16 protein-coding genes are annotated in these 14293 nt (G+C 66.9%); 7 read left to right on the top strand and 9 right to left on the bottom strand.

The annotated features are described in order from the left end of the window. Positions 1 to 14: 14 nt before the first annotated feature. The gene (locus BJF87_RS21270; protein ID WP_075863851.1) at positions 15 to 467 is read right to left on the bottom strand and encodes an anthrone oxygenase family protein; all 453 of its coding nucleotides are present in this window, start codon (positions 465 to 467) and stop codon (positions 15 to 17) included. Between the two features lie 82 nt (positions 468 to 549). Between BJF87_RS21270 and BJF87_RS21265 the strand changes: the two genes are divergently transcribed. Further along, entirely contained in the window at positions 550 to 1113 is a 564-nt protein-coding gene (locus BJF87_RS21265; RefSeq protein WP_006360833.1) for a TetR/AcrR family transcriptional regulator, read from the top strand. 29 nt (positions 1114 to 1142) lie between these two features. Here BJF87_RS21265 and BJF87_RS21260 read toward each other — a convergent pair whose 3' ends face one another. Further along, entirely contained in the window at positions 1143 to 2201 is a 1059-nt protein-coding gene (locus BJF87_RS21260) for an N-acetylmuramoyl-L-alanine amidase (RefSeq protein WP_035751340.1), read from the bottom strand. Positions 2202 to 2355: 154 nt separating this feature from the next. On the opposite strand from BJF87_RS21260, the gene BJF87_RS21255 reads away from it, so the two are divergent. Continuing rightward, complete coding sequence (locus BJF87_RS21255; protein ID WP_035751341.1) at positions 2356 to 2769, top strand: NUDIX domain-containing protein; 414 nt, start codon at positions 2356 to 2358, stop codon at positions 2767 to 2769. 64 nt (positions 2770 to 2833) lie between these two features. Here the strand turns inward: BJF87_RS21255 and BJF87_RS21250 are convergent, their stop codons facing one another. Next, the gene (locus tag BJF87_RS21250) at positions 2834 to 3580 is read right to left on the bottom strand and encodes a TetR/AcrR family transcriptional regulator (protein ID WP_262339091.1); all 747 of its coding nucleotides are present in this window, start codon (positions 3578 to 3580) and stop codon (positions 2834 to 2836) included. A gap of 32 nt (positions 3581 to 3612) precedes the next feature. On the opposite strand from BJF87_RS21250, the gene BJF87_RS21245 reads away from it, so the two are divergent. Next, the gene (locus BJF87_RS21245; RefSeq protein WP_075863850.1) at positions 3613 to 5493 is read left to right on the top strand and encodes a multicopper oxidase family protein; all 1881 of its coding nucleotides are present in this window, start codon (positions 3613 to 3615) and stop codon (positions 5491 to 5493) included. A 25-nt stretch (positions 5494 to 5518) separates the two neighbouring features. Here BJF87_RS21245 and BJF87_RS21240 read toward each other — a convergent pair whose 3' ends face one another. The 5 genes from BJF87_RS21240 to BJF87_RS21220 all read right to left on the bottom strand — a co-directional run bounded on the left by BJF87_RS21240 (position 5519) and on the right by BJF87_RS21220 (position 9424). After that, on the bottom strand, positions 5519 to 5755 hold the full coding sequence (locus BJF87_RS21240) for a hypothetical protein (RefSeq protein ID WP_006357366.1): 237 nt from the start codon (positions 5753 to 5755) through the stop codon (positions 5519 to 5521). A 47-nt stretch (positions 5756 to 5802) separates the two neighbouring features. Continuing rightward, positions 5803 to 7002, bottom strand: coding sequence for an FAD/NAD(P)-binding oxidoreductase (locus tag BJF87_RS21235; RefSeq protein ID WP_075863849.1), 1200 nt, complete (start codon positions 7000 to 7002; stop codon positions 5803 to 5805). Positions 7003 to 7053: 51 nt separating this feature from the next. Beyond that, complete coding sequence (locus BJF87_RS21230) at positions 7054 to 7794, bottom strand: pyrimidine reductase family protein (protein WP_075863848.1); 741 nt, start codon at positions 7792 to 7794, stop codon at positions 7054 to 7056. Then, positions 7791 to 8297 (bottom strand): flavin reductase family protein, encoded by a 507-nt coding sequence (locus tag BJF87_RS21225; RefSeq protein WP_084813243.1) that lies wholly within the window; start codon positions 8295 to 8297, stop codon positions 7791 to 7793. Before BJF87_RS21225 ends, BJF87_RS21230 begins: the two co-directional genes overlap by 4 nt. Positions 8298 to 8458: 161 nt before the next feature. Further along, entirely contained in the window at positions 8459 to 9424 is a 966-nt protein-coding gene (locus BJF87_RS21220) for a hypothetical protein (RefSeq protein ID WP_075863847.1), read from the bottom strand. A 415-nt stretch (positions 9425 to 9839) separates the two neighbouring features. Here BJF87_RS21220 and aqpZ point away from each other — a divergent pair, with 415 nt between their 5' ends. The 4 genes from aqpZ to BJF87_RS21200 all read left to right on the top strand — a co-directional run bounded on the left by aqpZ (position 9840) and on the right by BJF87_RS21200 (position 13373). Beyond that, positions 9840 to 10640 carry an aquaporin Z gene (gene aqpZ / locus BJF87_RS21215; RefSeq protein ID WP_042375646.1) on the top strand — a complete coding sequence of 267 codons (801 nt, stop codon included), beginning with the start codon at positions 9840 to 9842 and terminating at the stop codon, positions 10638 to 10640. Positions 10641 to 10681: 41 nt separating this feature from the next. After that, entirely contained in the window at positions 10682 to 12337 is a 1656-nt protein-coding gene (abc-f, locus tag BJF87_RS21210) for a ribosomal protection-like ABC-F family protein (protein ID WP_075863846.1), read from the top strand. 172 nt (positions 12338 to 12509) lie between these two features. Then, on the top strand, positions 12510 to 12884 hold the full coding sequence (locus tag BJF87_RS21205) for a helix-turn-helix transcriptional regulator (protein ID WP_006357373.1): 375 nt from the start codon (positions 12510 to 12512) through the stop codon (positions 12882 to 12884). 3 nt (positions 12885 to 12887) lie between these two features. Then, the gene (locus tag BJF87_RS21200) at positions 12888 to 13373 is read left to right on the top strand and encodes an SRPBCC domain-containing protein (protein ID WP_042375642.1); all 486 of its coding nucleotides are present in this window, start codon (positions 12888 to 12890) and stop codon (positions 13371 to 13373) included. Positions 13374 to 13377: 4 nt separating this feature from the next. On the opposite strand, the gene ygiD is transcribed toward BJF87_RS21200, so the two are convergent. After that, a complete protein-coding gene (gene ygiD / locus BJF87_RS21195; protein WP_006357375.1) occupies positions 13378 to 14238 on the bottom strand; it encodes a 4,5-DOPA dioxygenase extradiol in 861 nt (286 codons plus the stop codon). Positions 14239 to 14293: the final 55 nt, after the last annotated feature.

Here is a 14293-nt window from a genome sequence, read left to right as displayed (position 1 = left end):
ACTCGTTCCGGTACTCACAAGGACACCGCGGCAACCGCGACGAGGACGAATGCCGCGACGATGATCGCCACCCTGAGGTAGTGGAGGTTGTCCCAGCGTCGAGTCTGTTCGCGCCAGTCTTCTGGATAGGAGTCGGCGGTCCAGCTCGCCGATCGGTTGTTGATCGGTACGAGCAACGTGATCGACATGATCACGCTGGCCGCCAGGAGAGCTGCTGCCACGAGTGCTGCGGTCGACGCCGTCGTTCCCCATGTCATTGCGGCGAGCGCGCCGGTGAGGAGCAGCGAGCCGAAGTACCAGAACGGCATCGCCCGGCCCATCATGCGCGCCCTGTGCGATCTGGCCGCCATCGACGCCGGAGCGGGCAGAGCCAGTGTGATCGGATTGATCACGAAGGCGACCGAGAGTTCGACGCCGACCATGAGTCCGACGACGACGGTGGTGATCACTGAGAGAACGGTGGGCATGACGCCTCCTTCTAGCGGCACTAGAATTTCTAGTACTGCTAGACTAGGCCTGGTTGCGACCGCTTGCAATGGAGGAGGGCCGATGGCCGAACAGACCCCGCGCCAGAAGCGCTACGAGGAGCGGCGGCGTTCGATTCTCGAGGCCGCGCGTCGGCGTGCCGACGACGAGGGATGGCCCGCCGTGACCACGAGGCATCTCGCCGAGGCCATCGGGTACTCCCAGCCGGTGCTCTACGGGCACTTCCCGGGAGGCAAGGCGGAGATCATGCTCGCCGTCGCGTTCGAGGGGTTCGTCGAGGTCACGCGACGGTGTCGCGCGGCGCTGAGCGGAGGTGACGGCGGAGGGGCGGTGGCGTCGGTCGCCAACGCGTATCTGGACTTCGGGCGTTCTCATCCCGCCGTCTACGAGGCCATGTTTCAACAGGCCATCGACGCCGAATTCGCCAGTGCTGACACGCCCGCGGACCTGCGGGCGGGGTTCGACGTCCTCGCCGAGGCCATCGGGGATGACGCACACGGAGCCGCGACGGAGACGTTCTGGGCCGCCCTACACGGTATTCACCTGTTGGAACGCGCCGGTCGTATGCGGGCCGAGAATCGTGCGGCGCGTGTGGCAGAGCTGGCGGTGCGGTACGCAAAGCGCTAGTCTCACATGCCCATTGGACGGTCTGGTGATCACACGGCGTCGCTGCGCCGACCCATCTCTTTGACCACCCCGGACGGGTCCCACTGCAGGCGCCCCTTCTGGAAGTCCTGTGCGAGTCCGCCGGTGCCGTTGTCGTACTCGTCGGATATCGGCCAGCCCAGGGGTCCGGTCTCGTGGCCTTCCGCCGCCCAGCGTCTGCCGATGACACCGCGCACCGGGAAACCGTCGTGCCCGTAACGGCGGTACAGGGTTCCGCCTTCGAATGCCTGGATGTCGCCGACGCCGGGCACGACGGTGTGGCGCAGCGTCGGGTAGCCGAGGAATCCGGTCTCGTAGCCGTACTGCGCGTAGGTCTCCATCAGGTGTGCCGGAACGGCCGTAGCCTCGCCGTTCCGCACATCGGGATGCCAGTAGATGGAACCGTTGGCGAACCGGGCGAACCGTCCGATGCCGTCCGCGGTCGGGAGCTCCCCATGTGTGAGCCGGGCGCCGATCCAGGCACGGGCAACAATGGCTTCGGCGTCGATCTCGTTCTCCACGGGTACCGGTGGGCCGCCGGCGATGAGGCGGGCGACCTCGGCGCGGAACGACACCATGTCGAAGCTCGGGTCGATCTTGCCCTCCGACGACCACTCCTTGTGACCGACGCAATCCGACGCGGGTCGGCCGATCCGACGTAGGATCGCCGCACAGCCACGCCGGTAGGCATCCATCTGCGCCGCCGGCCAGACCTGACCCACGCCGTTGTTCACGCCCTCGATCCCGATGACATGCCAGTTCGCATTGTCGGTCGGCCACCCGGGATGGGAACCGGCGCCGGCATGCCATGCCACCCCGACGGCGATCACCCGGAACGTGCCGTCGCGCTCGAGGACGAGTTGCGCGAGAGGCCCCGGCAGGCCAGGCCTCCCGTTCTGCACGACCGGCCAGTCGTCAGGGCCGCCGCCTGCGGTGTGGTGGCACATCACGCCGCGCAGGTCGCGGAAGTCCCCGTGCCCGCGGCCGCGCCAGCCGGCGTGTTCGATCACCTTCAGGCCCTCGGCACGCAACACGTCGGCCAGCCAGATCGGGTCACCGGTCCATGCCACCGGGATCACCTCCTCGACGCGACTCTCCGAAAGTCCACCGTTTCAATGATTTTCGCTGTTGATTCGAGCCTACGCCGACGTGTGGATCGGTCTGGGGACTCGGACGCGACCGCTGGTAGAGCCCCCGGTCGGGCGCGGGCTCTACAGTGGCTGGGTGGTCGAGTCAGCTGTCATCCGGGTGAGTGCGGTGGTCCTTCGGGATTCCACCGGCGCAGTGCTGACCGTGCGTAAGCGCGGCACCATCCGATTCATGTTCCCCGGGGGCAAGCCCGAACCCGGCGAGAGTGCGCTGCAGACCGCGATCCGGGAGTGCCGGGAGGAACTACAGCTCGAACTCGATCCTTCTCAACTCCAGCCGCGCGGCGACTACCGGGCCGCGGCCGCCAACGAGGACGGATTCGACGTCGAAGCAGCGGTCTTCGTCTGCTCGACGGTGCTCGACCGGGAGGTAGAGGGCCTGAATCCCGCGGCCGAGATCGCTGAACTGCGCTGGCAACCGCTCGACGGATCGGTGTTGCCCTCGGATCTCGCGCCGCTGACCGAATGTGTACTTCCTGAACTGATGTGAGGATGCATTCGCGAACTAGCTTGTGATCTAAGGCAGCAGTTCTACTGCAGGGTGAGTCGCGGCGTCAGGGGCTGTCCGACGCAGGCGGTTCCGGATCGGTAGAAGGTTGGGCCAGGGTCAAGGACAACAACCCGGGTATCGCGCGCTGTATGTCGTCCCGGGAGATGGTCGGTAGCCCTTCGTGTCCGTGGATGTAGCCGATCCCGGCGTACACCAGGACGCCGGACAACAGGCGGGCCTGACCCGGGTCCATTCCGAACTGACGCACGATGGCCTCGACCGCCTGGAAGATCTCCGCGTCGATGTTGCGCACCGTGTCGGCGATGTTGGCGTTGCTGCGCGCCCGGCTACGGATGGCGCGTTCCACCGTCAGATGATCCTTGCCGATCAGCATCGTCGACAAAGCGATCAGGCGGCCGTCGGACGGCATCTCGGAGAGCTCGTCCACGTCGGTGACGCGTCGGCGGTTCTCCTCCTGCCAGCGCACGGCCATCGCTTCCCACAGGGCGTCGAGGTCTCTGAAGTGCCAGTAGAAGCTGCCCTTGGTGACTTCCAATGTCGTGCACAGGCGGGCGATCGTGACCCCGTGTTCACCTCCGTCTTTGGCGGTGAGCAGTGCGAATGCGGCGTCTACCCAGTCGGTGGCGTGCAGGCGTGAGCTTCGACGGGACTCGGGCATCTGTTGGGCGGTCCTCTCCGGTTGGCGCGGACGATGCTCGTGAACGAGTACACCACGACGACCAGCGACGACCCGGCATTCGAGGGTTGCACCGAGCAGTGTCGGCAGAACCATACCGGTGGTATGGTTCATCGATTTCGAGTCGTCCGGGCTAAGGGGATCGCGTGGGGCAGAGGATCAATCGTCGGCAATTTCTGTGGGGGACAACCGCCGCGGCCGCGTCGGCTGCGACGGCGGGCCGTCTCGGCGCCCCGCCGGCAGTCGGGGATCCGCTGCCGGCCGCGAAGCTGCCGCCCATCAAGCTGCCGACCATCTTCCATTCACCGGAGATGGCTCCGTACGTCGACGACCTTCCCGTGCCGCGCACGATCACCTCGTCGCCGTCGCAGCCGATCGAGATCGTCGCCCGTACCACCAGCAACCGGTTCCATCGCGACCAGCCGAAGGTGCCGACGATGGCCTACAACGACGAGTCGTACCTGGGGCCGACCATCGAGGCGCATGTCGGCGAGCAGACCACCGTGCACTATCGCAGTGAACTCGGAAAGCACGTCTTCGCAGCGGATCTGGACACGTCACTGCACGGTGTCTCCGAACGGTATCGCGATGAGCCGGTCACCTCGATGCATCTCCATGGCGGCGTCACCCCACCCCAGTTCGACGGCAACCCCGAACGGCTGATGCTGCCGCATCACGGCACGGCGCTGTTCGAGTTCCCCAATCGTCAAGAGGCCGGCCACCTCTGGTATCACGACCATGCGATGGCGATCACGCGCGCCAACGTCTACGCCGGACTCGCCGGGATGTACTTCCTGCGCGACGACCACGACACGGGTATGCCCCAGAACCCGCTGGGTCTTCCGGCCGGTGAGTACGAGATCCCACTCATCCTGCAGGAGAAGATCTTCCGCGCCGACGGCCATCAGTCACTGCGCTCGACGCCGGTGGTCCCCCAGGGGATGTGGGAGGGCGGCGCCGTCGGCGACCGCGGCCTGGTCAACGGCAAGGTGTGGCCGAAAACGACGGTGGCCCGCGGGTTGTACCGTTTTCGGCTGATCAACGCGGCGTCGTTCTCGGTCTGGAATCTCTTCTTCTCCAACCGCATGCGCTTCTGGGTCATCGGCAACGAAGGCGGCCTGCTCAACGCTCCGGTCGCCACCCGCTCGTTCCAGGCGGCGCCCGGCGAGCGCTTCGATCTAGTGGTCGATTTCAGCTCATTGGCTCCCGGCGAGACCGTGGATCTGTGCAATGATCTGGCACCGCCGTTCCAGGCTGCGATGCTCGGGGAGGTGGCCATGACACGGTTCTGCCGTTTCATCGCCGGCGCAGCACGAGGCGACCGCCGGGGCGTCCCGACGACGCTTCGGGGCGGTCGGGGACGTCCCGCACGAATTCCGCCGATCGCCACCCCGCAGCGCGTCCGAAAGGTCAGCGTCTCCCAGCCCTATGAACTGCGTGTTCCACCGGCCATCATGTCGTTGAACAACCTGCGCTACTCCGACCCCCAGATAGAGAAGCCGCGGGCGGGCACCACCGAACGCTGGGACATCATCAACATCACCCCGGACCCGCATCCGGTCCACCTGCACCTGGTCATGTTCCGCATCCTCGGACGACGGCCCCTGCGCACCGTCGAGTACCAGGCGGCGAACCCGCAGCCGCCGATCGGTACCCGCTGGGCGCCGGACCCGAGCCGCTTCTACGCCGGACCGATGCGCGGGCCGGCCGCCTGGGAAGCGGGTTGGAAGGACACCGTGCACGCCACCGGCGGGCACGTGACCTCGATCGTCGTGCGCTTTCCGACGGCCGATGAACTGGGGTTCGACCCCGACGCGATCTTCTCCTCCGATCCGACGAAGTCCTGGACGCGCGCGTCATTCGGCGAGGCGGCGGCTCGGCCGGCACCGGCGCCGCACCACAACCACGTCGGTGCGACGCCCGTGCACGGCATGGTCACCAAGGATCTCCAGGGGTACGTCTGGCACTGTCACATCCTCGACCACGAGGATCACGACATGATGCTGCGATACCGGGTGGTGCCCTGACCGGGGGCGGTCGCTCCCGGTGGCCTCAGCCTCGGCGCTTGCGACCCCACAGCAGGTAGATCGCCGGCGCGATCCCGGCGGTCGAACCGAACGACAGGCCGATCATCCAGGCACGCTTGGGGCCGTTGATCTCCTCGGGCCGCCGTCCGGCCAGGTCCCGCAGGGCCCACACGCGGGTTCCGGCATCGACTGCAGCGACGGCCACGATGGCGACCTTCGCGGTGGGGGACAGCTCTTTCCAGCTCTTCTTCGACTTGCTCATGGACGAGAATTCTAGCGGTGGCCGTTGGTGGGTCCGCCGAGCTCGCGTCAGACACGTCCTCGCAGAATCAGATTCCAGTACAGGCGGGGAAGCACGTAACGGTCGAACGCCCAGGCGCTGCGACGTGGCTTCAGGGGATCGACGAAGGACGGCAGCGACGAGGCCACGTTTCCGTCCCGGTCGAATTCTGCCGCGATGAGGCGATGCGATGCGGTCGTGATCGGGGCGACGGTGTATCCGTCGTAATCGCGCATGGTCCCGCCGTCACGTGCGGCGAGAATGTTGTCGGTCAGGATCTCGACCTGCCGACGGAGTCCGCCTCCGGACGGATCGGTGGCGATGGCGGCACCGTCGCCGATCGCCCAGACCTCAGGATGGGTTCGATGACGGAGAGTGTGCGGATCGATGTCGGCGAGCCCGTGCTCCTGATCGCCGGCCAGCCCCGAGGTCTCGACCACCGACGGGCCACGGAAGGGCGGTACCAGGTGCAACATGTCGAACTGTAGGTCCACGGTGCGAGCAGCCGAGGTTGCGGTGACCCGTCGCTCGCCGGGATGCACCCGCACCCCGGTGTCGAGGAGGACACGGACGCGGAGTTCCTCGAGTCGGGCGAAGAGCCGCGCGTCGAGGTCGTCGACGCCGAGCAGACCTGGGCGATCCACGACCAGGGTGATGTCGAGGGTCGGGAGGATTCCGGTACGTTCCCAGTGCGCGGCGGCGAGGAACAGCGGCTTGAGGGTGGTGCCGGTGCAGCTGACCGGGGATCGCGGCACCGTGAACACCGCTCGACCACCGCGCGGCATCGATGTCACCAGCTCCCAGGTCTTCGCCGCTCGATCGAGGTAGTTGCTGGTCACCGACGGGTCGTCGATCGTCTCACCGATGCCGGGCATCGCGTCCGAGTCGGGTACGAGACCGACCCCCAGGACCAGGTCTCGGTACTCCACGACGATTCCCGACGCACACCGGAGCGTCCGTCGGACGGCATCGATCGACGTCACCGAATCCCGCAGCCAGGCCGCAGATTCTGGGGTCACCGAACGCTGGGTGCGCTCGGCGTCGCGGAGGGTCGCCTGTCCGCCACCGACATAGGACAGCAACGGCCGGTAGATGTGTACGGCTTGGGGCTCGATGATCGCGACGTCAGAGACGCCGCGTCGGGTCAGGCGTGCTGCGGCACTGATGCCGGCGTTGCCGCCGCCTACGACGACGACGTCGAACCGGCGGGTCTCGCTGGATGTGGTCATGGCCGCGGGTACCCGGTGGAACCGCCGGGAAACTGGACGGGTCCGCCGAAGTCACCGCACGTAGCGCAGGAAGACGTCGTCGCCGTGCGGGACGGCGTGCTTGAGCCGGAATCGACGAGGGGCGTCGAGCGGGCTGCGCACAGCGGCGGCGGGGTCGGTCACCGGGTTGCCTTCGGCGGTCACCTGGGGTGCCATCGTCACGCAGAACTCGTCGACCAGGTCGCCTTCGGACAGCTTGTCGAGCAGGCTCGGGCCACCTTCGCAATTGATGCGCCGCAAGCCTCGGGCGCGTAGTCCGGCGATCGCGGCGGTCAGATCGATGCTGTCGTCACCGAGCGCGATGATCTCCGCTCGACCCCGCACCGCGGAGGTGTCGGCCTGTGCCGAGGTGATGACGATCGGACGATGTTCGGGCGGAACGTCGAGCGACCGCTCGGGCAGTGTGCAGGTCAGCGTGACGATCGCCAGGCGCGGGATGTCCGACGCCCCTGGCCACCGGTTGCGCGAGCGTAACTCGGTCAGTTCGTCGGACAGGGTAGGGGGACCGTACTTCTCGACGCGTGCGGTGGCGGCTCCGACGAGCACGACATCGGACAACGCGCGGAGAGCGTGGAAGAGAGCGCGGTCGGCCGGCGAGGACAGCGGGCCGACACGGCCGCGGAAACTGACCGAGCCGTCGATGCTCATCACCATGTTGGTGCGGAGTCCCTCGGGGAAGTCGGCGTAGAGACGTTCGGCGAAGGCCGGCGCGTCGAAGCCGGTGCCGTTCTGCACGTCGGTCTGGTCGCTCATGCGTCGTGTCCCGGCTCGATGTGGCGGGTGTCGGCGAAGCTGACCCACGAATCCCGCTCGGGATCGTCGACGAGTATCGCGCCATCGACCGGCTCGACGATGTGCGCCGTGTGGTCGCCGACATCGATGCGGTCGAGAATGCGTGCGGCGAACCACATCTCCGAGTCCTCGAGGATCGGCAACCCGTGCGGTCCCGCCGACCATCGGCAGCGCTCGAACTTGTCGATCTCGTCGCCGGTCTGTCCCCCGAACAGTTCCGCGAGTTCCCGGTGATCGCTCGGTATCAGGTGCACCGCGAGATACTCGGCGGCCGTCGCGACACCGTGCGTGTGATTGGCCTGGGAGATCCCGATCAGGAAGCGTCGTGGGTCGATGCTCATCTGGGTGGCGAACCCCAGGAGACATCCCGAGCGTCGACCTTCGGTGACGGTCGTGATCACGAACACCGGGTAGTCGATGACTTCGACCATCTTGTCGAAAGCGTCCGTGCCGGCCACATCCACCTCTTCCTCTCGCGGTACGCAATGCCGTGAGTTGGTACCCGGTCGGTGGAGGTCTCAACCCTGCGGAATTCGGACGGCACAGCACAACCGCCACCTCCGCGGTCGAACCGCCGGGCTGCACCTGGCGTTCCCGCACGGAGATGGCGGCTCTGAGCGTCGAGCTACGCGGCGTCGGCGATCTGCTGACGCTGCGCGGTGTACATCTCGGCGAGGTTGCTGGTCACCTCGGAGCTGACCGACGGTGCGCTGTCACTGAAGGTGTTGTGGGACACAGAGAACGAGACGCCGCGCTCCTCGCCGACGACCAGCGTGCCCACCATGTGGACCTCGATGTCGGAGATGGAGAACTGACCGGTCATCCGGACGGCCTTGTAGTCGCCGCTGATGGGCAGGGTCTGCTCGTCGAGTTTCATTGCCACGGGGATGGTCTCGCCGTCCTCTTCGAGGTTCAGCGTGAAGGTCTCGCAGGCGGAGAGGATGTCGTCGAAGTCGTCGTAGCCACCATCGGCAGGCTTGGTCACGTCGGCGCTGTACTGGTCGAGGCCGAAGAACACCTCGCCGCCGTCGACGGTCTCGGAGAGTTCGCGCTGCGCGAAGTCGGCGCTGGTGTCCGGGGTGTTCACCAGTTGCGCGCACTTCTCGTTGTCGACGGTGGTGCCGTCGTCGTCGGACTGCTCGGTCTCCAGCGTGAATTCGCCGGTGATGTCCGGGAATTCGGACTCCGGCAGCAGCATGGCGACAGCCGACGCGGTCGGCACCTTCGGCTCGTCGGAGCTGTTGTCACCGCCACCCAGCGTGAACGCCAGGACGACGGCCACGACGACGATGAGCACGAGCAGGAGTCCGCCACCGCCGATGAACCACCACTTCTTGCCACCGCCGGACGACGGGGGCGGAGGCGGTTGCTGACCATAGGGTTGCTGCCCATAGGGCTGCTGACCGTACGGTTGTTGCTGCCCATAGGGCTGTTGCCCGAACTGGCCGTAGGGTTGCTGCTGCGCATAGGGCTGCTGGCCGGGGGGTTGCTGGCCGGGGGGTTGCTGGCCATACGGCTGCTGGCCGGGCCCGGGTTGTCCACCCCGCGGGCCGAGCCGGGTGGGCTCGTTCGGATCGTAGGGACTGCCCACGATTGGCTCCTTCTCTCAGCGGAACACGACCTACGGCTCGCGGCCGTCGTCGACTCGGGGAGAGTACCGCGCACACTGACGCCCTCGGCGGTGTCCGAGAAAAACGAATCGTGAGTGATGCCTGGATTGTCGCTGCAGGTCAATGCTGGTTCCGGGCTGCGGCGTGACCGTGTCGATCCCGACCGTTGCCACCGCGCGACGCATGCCGTATTTCATGCAGTCGAATGAGGATGTCGACCCGTGGCCGCGGGCGGTCCTCGAACTGAGGGACGCGGAAGGTCAATTCTTGGCATGAGATCGGTGAACCCGCAGACACCGCAGGGGCCACTGCGCTCCACTCGGTATGCGGTGGTTGGGACCGGCTCGGCGCTGCCGTGCCTGTAGTCAACGAGCCGGGCGAAGGAGACACGGTCTCATGACAGCAAGTACTCCACGCCGGTTGCTCGCCGAGTTGTTCGGCACCTTCTGGTTGGTCTTCGGCGGTTGCGGCAGCGCGATCTTCGCTGCCAAGTACGTCGCGAGCGCCGGCGATGACAGAGACACCCTCATCCAGCTGGGCATCGGGTTGCTCGGCGTCGCGCTGGCGTTCGGATTGACGGTCGTCACGATGGCCTACGCCGTCGGGCATGTGTCGGGCGCGCACTTCAACCCGGCAATCACGCTCGGTGCGGTGGTCGGCGGCCGCCTACCGGTCAAGGATCTCCCAGGCTACTGGGTCGCGCAGGTCGCCGGCGGCCTGCTCGCCGGCACCCTGTTGTACGTCATCGCCAGCGGGAAGCCCGGATTCGAGGCGACCGGAAACATGGCGGCCAACGGTTACGGCGACCACTCGCCGAACAACTACACCCTGCTCGCCGTCCTGATCGCCGAGGTGGTCCTCACCGCGTTCTTCCTGCTCGTCGTACTCGGCGCCACCGACGACCGGGCTCCAGCGGGATTCGGCCCGCTGGCCATCGGTCTGACGCTGACGCTGATCCACCTCGTCTCGATCCCGATCAGCAACACCTCGGTGAACCCGGCACGTTCGACGGCGGTCGCGTTCTTCAACGGGAACGGTGCCCCCGGCCAGCTGTGGTTGTTCTGGCTTGCCCCGTTGCTGGGCGGCCTCATCGGCGGCATCCTGTATCCGCTGATGTTCCAGAACGGAAAGTTCGCGCTGGGCAGGGCGCCCGACGAGCCGGCCCCCGCTCCGGGTCCGGGGGAGCCCCGGGGCTGACCGGGCACGGCCGAGGTCATCGGTGGTGCGACCATTGACCGATGACCGCAACTCTCGTCGCCAAGGATGTCGCGGGCGGATACGCCCACCGCGTCCTGTTCGATCACCTCGACCTCACCGTCGCTCCCGGCGATGTGGTCGGGGTGGTCGGAGCGAACGGGGCGGGCAAGACGACGCTGCTGCGCGTCCTGGCCGGCGACCTCGCGCCGCTGGCGGGATCGGTGTCGCGGGCACCGTCGGACGCCTTCGTCGGCTGGCTTCCGCAGGAACACGAGCGGATTCCGGGTGAGACCGTCCGCGAGTACGTCGGGCGTCGCACCGGATGCACGGCCGCCACGCAGGCGATGGACGCTGCCGCCGCGGCACTCGCCGACGACTCGGCCCCGGACGATGCCGCCGACGTCTATGCCGCGGCACTCGACCACTGGCTCACCACCGGTGCCGCCGACATCGACGAACGACTGCCGGCGGTGCTCGCCGACCTCGGCCTCGCCACCGATCTCATCGACCCGGACACCACCCCCATGACCGCGCTGTCCGGCGGCCAGGCGGCCCGGGTGGGACTGGCGGCATTGTTGTGCTCCCGCTTCGACGTCGTGTTGCTCGACGAGCCGACCAACGACCTCGACCTCGACGGCATCGCTCGCCTGGAGGAGGTCGTCGCAGGCCTCCGCGGCGGCGTCGTGCTGGTCAGTCATGACCGAGAGTTCCTCGCGCGCACGGTGACCCGGGTCCTCGAACTCGACTCGGCCCAGCACACCAACACCGTGTACGGCGGCGGGTACGAGAGCTACCTCGAGGAACGCGAGGTGGCGCGACGACACAAGCGCGAGGAGTACGAGGAGTTCGCCGCGAAGAAGGCCGATCTGGTGGCGCGGGTGCGCACGCAACGTGAGTGGTCGAGCCAGGGGGTCCGCAACGCGATGCGCAAAGCGCCCGACAACGACAAGATCCGACGCCGTGCCGCGACCGAATCCAGTGAGAAACAGGCACAGAAGGTCCGGCAGATGGAGAGCCGGATCGCGCGCCTGGACGAGGTCGCCGAACCGCGCAAGGAATGGGTCCTCGAGTTCACCATCGGCTCGGCGCCGCGATCGAGCTCTGTCGTGTCGACGTTGAACAACGCCGTTGTGCGCCAAGGCGATTTCGTGATGGGGCCGGTCTCGATTCAGGTGAACGCCGGGGAGCGCATCGGGATCACCGGGCCCAACGGCGCCGGCAAGTCGACGCTGCTCCGGCTCCTCCTCGGCCACCTCGAACCCGATTCGGGCTCCGCGCAACTCGGTGCCAACGTCGCGATCGGTGAGATCGACCAGGCGCGTGGGCAGTTCACCGGTATGACGCCGCTGGCCGACCGCTTCGCCGAACTCGTACCCGACCACACCATGGCCGACGTTCGGACGCTGCTGGCCAAGTTCGGCCTGCGCGCCGACCATGTCGATCGGGCGGTCGGCGAGCTGTCGCCGGGGGAGCGCACCCGGGCCGGGCTGGCGTTGCTGCAGGCTCGAGGCGTCAACGTGCTGGTGCTCGACGAGCCGACCAACCACCTCGATCTCCCGGCGATCGAGCAACTCGAGTCGGCGCTCGACTCCTACGACGGTGCACTGCTGCTGGTCACCCACGACCGGCGGATGCTGTCGAACGTCCGCGTCGACCGGCATTGGCACGTCGAGCGTGGTCGCGTCACCGAGCAGTGACGCGTTGGGCCTGGTCCTCGCCGAGGGTGGCGTAGACCGGTCGACCTCAACTCGGGGCACAGACTTCGGATGAAGTCTGTATGTCGGGCTGAAGTCTGGCGGTGCCGCGGTGACGCATGACGAGTACCGGCGTAGGGGTTGACATACAACCGTCTGGTTGTATGTTGGAGGTGTGGCCGGAACCACTGGCACATCGCCAGACGAGGAAGACAGGGCCGACGCCCTGTTCCACGCGCTGTCCGATCGCACCCGCCGCGACATCTTGCGGCGCGTGCTCGCCGGTGAACACTCGGTCTCGGTACTCGCCGCGAAATACGACATGAGCTTCGCGGCAGTGCAGAAGCATGTCGCCGTGCTGGAGAAGGCGGGCTTGCTGACGAAGCGTCGTCAGGGGCGCGAGCAACTGGCCAGTGGCGATGTCGCCGCGGTGCGTTCGGTGGCCTCCATGCTCTCCGAACTCGAACAGGTGTGGCGCGGCCGTATCGCGCGCATCGACGACCTGCTCTCGCTCGAAACACCAACAACTGCAACACCATCGGAGGAATGACCAATGCCTGTCATCGATGTGACCCCGGACCTCGACGCCCGCACGATCACCATCAACGCCGAGTTCGCCGCCCCCGTCGAACGCGTCTGGCAGATCTACGCCGATCCGCGTCAACTCGAGAAGATCTGGGGCCCACCGACCTATCCCGCGACCTTCGTCGACCATGAGTTCAAGCCGGGCGGCAAGGTCACCTACTACATGACCAGTCCCGAGGGCGAGAAGTTCGGCGGCTACTGGGAGATCGAATCAGTCGACGAGCCACACGGTTTCACCTTCCTCGACGGTTTCGCCGACGCGGACCTCAACCCGCTCACCGACATGCCCGAGTCGCGTAACTCGTACGCGTTCGTGGAGAAGGACGGCAAGACCGTCGCCACCTACATCAGCACCTACGACTCCGCCGAAGCGCTCCAAAAGGTGCTCGACATGGGCGTCGTCGAAGGAGCTACCAGCGCGATCAACCAGATCGACGAGTTCCTGAACTCCTGACGCGTCAGATGTTCGAGTCCAGGGACGGGAACCCGTCGGGCAGTTCGGCGGCCGGCGTGTCGCCGAACGTTCCCGTCTTCACGTCCAGGCCGTGCGTGTAGGCGGCCATCGAGATCGAACCGGCCGCGTGGCCGTCGACGAGCAGATCGAGCGGCGATTCCTGTGCGAGACCGGCGATGTAGAGAAGCGGCAGGTAGTGATCCGGTGTCGGCACCGAGTTGTCGAAGTCGGGATGGCCGTCGAGGCTCAAGACGTCAGAGGGGTTGTCCTGCAGTACTTCACGGGCGGCGTCGTCGAACCGATGGGCCCAGTCGTAACCGGTGTCGGCCCTGGCGAAATCGATCGCGTGCAGATTGTGGACGATGTTGCCGCTGCCGATGATGAGCACGCCCTGCTCGCGAAGCGGCGCGAGTTTGCGGCCCAGCTCGTAGTGATGCTCGAAGTCCTTGAAGGCGTTGAGCGACAACTGCAGAACCGGGATCGAGGCGTCGGGGAACGTGTGGACGAGCACCGACCAGGTGCCGTGATCGATGCCCCAGCTGTCCAGATCGTGGCCGCACCACGTGGGTTTGACGACGTCGGAAACCATCTCGGCGACCTCGGGGTCGCCGGGAGCGGGGTACTCGACGTCGAAGAGGTCCTGCGGAAACCCGTAGAAATCGTGGATGGTGCGCGGGCGGGGCATCGCCGTGACCGCCGTCGCATTGGTGTACCAGTGCGCCGAGATCACCAGGATCGCCCGCGGCTTCGGAACCGCCTGCCCCAGCGCTCGCCACGCCTCGGTGTACCGGTTGCGCTCCAACGCGTTCATCGGATTGCCGTGTCCGATGAACGCGGCCGGCATCGTCGGTGGGGCAGTGGTCATGGTCGCCGCCTCGGGTCGCGCTGGTCGGGTCACCGATGACGCTACGCCGCCGGCT

It is taken from the genome of Gordonia sp. CNJ-863 (genome assembly GCF_001942325.1).
GTDB classification, from domain to species: Bacteria; Actinomycetota; Actinomycetes; order Mycobacteriales; family Mycobacteriaceae; genus Gordonia; species Gordonia alkanivorans.
Note: the sequence above shows the minus strand (reverse complement) of the source record. Positions and strands in the feature narration are given on the sequence as shown.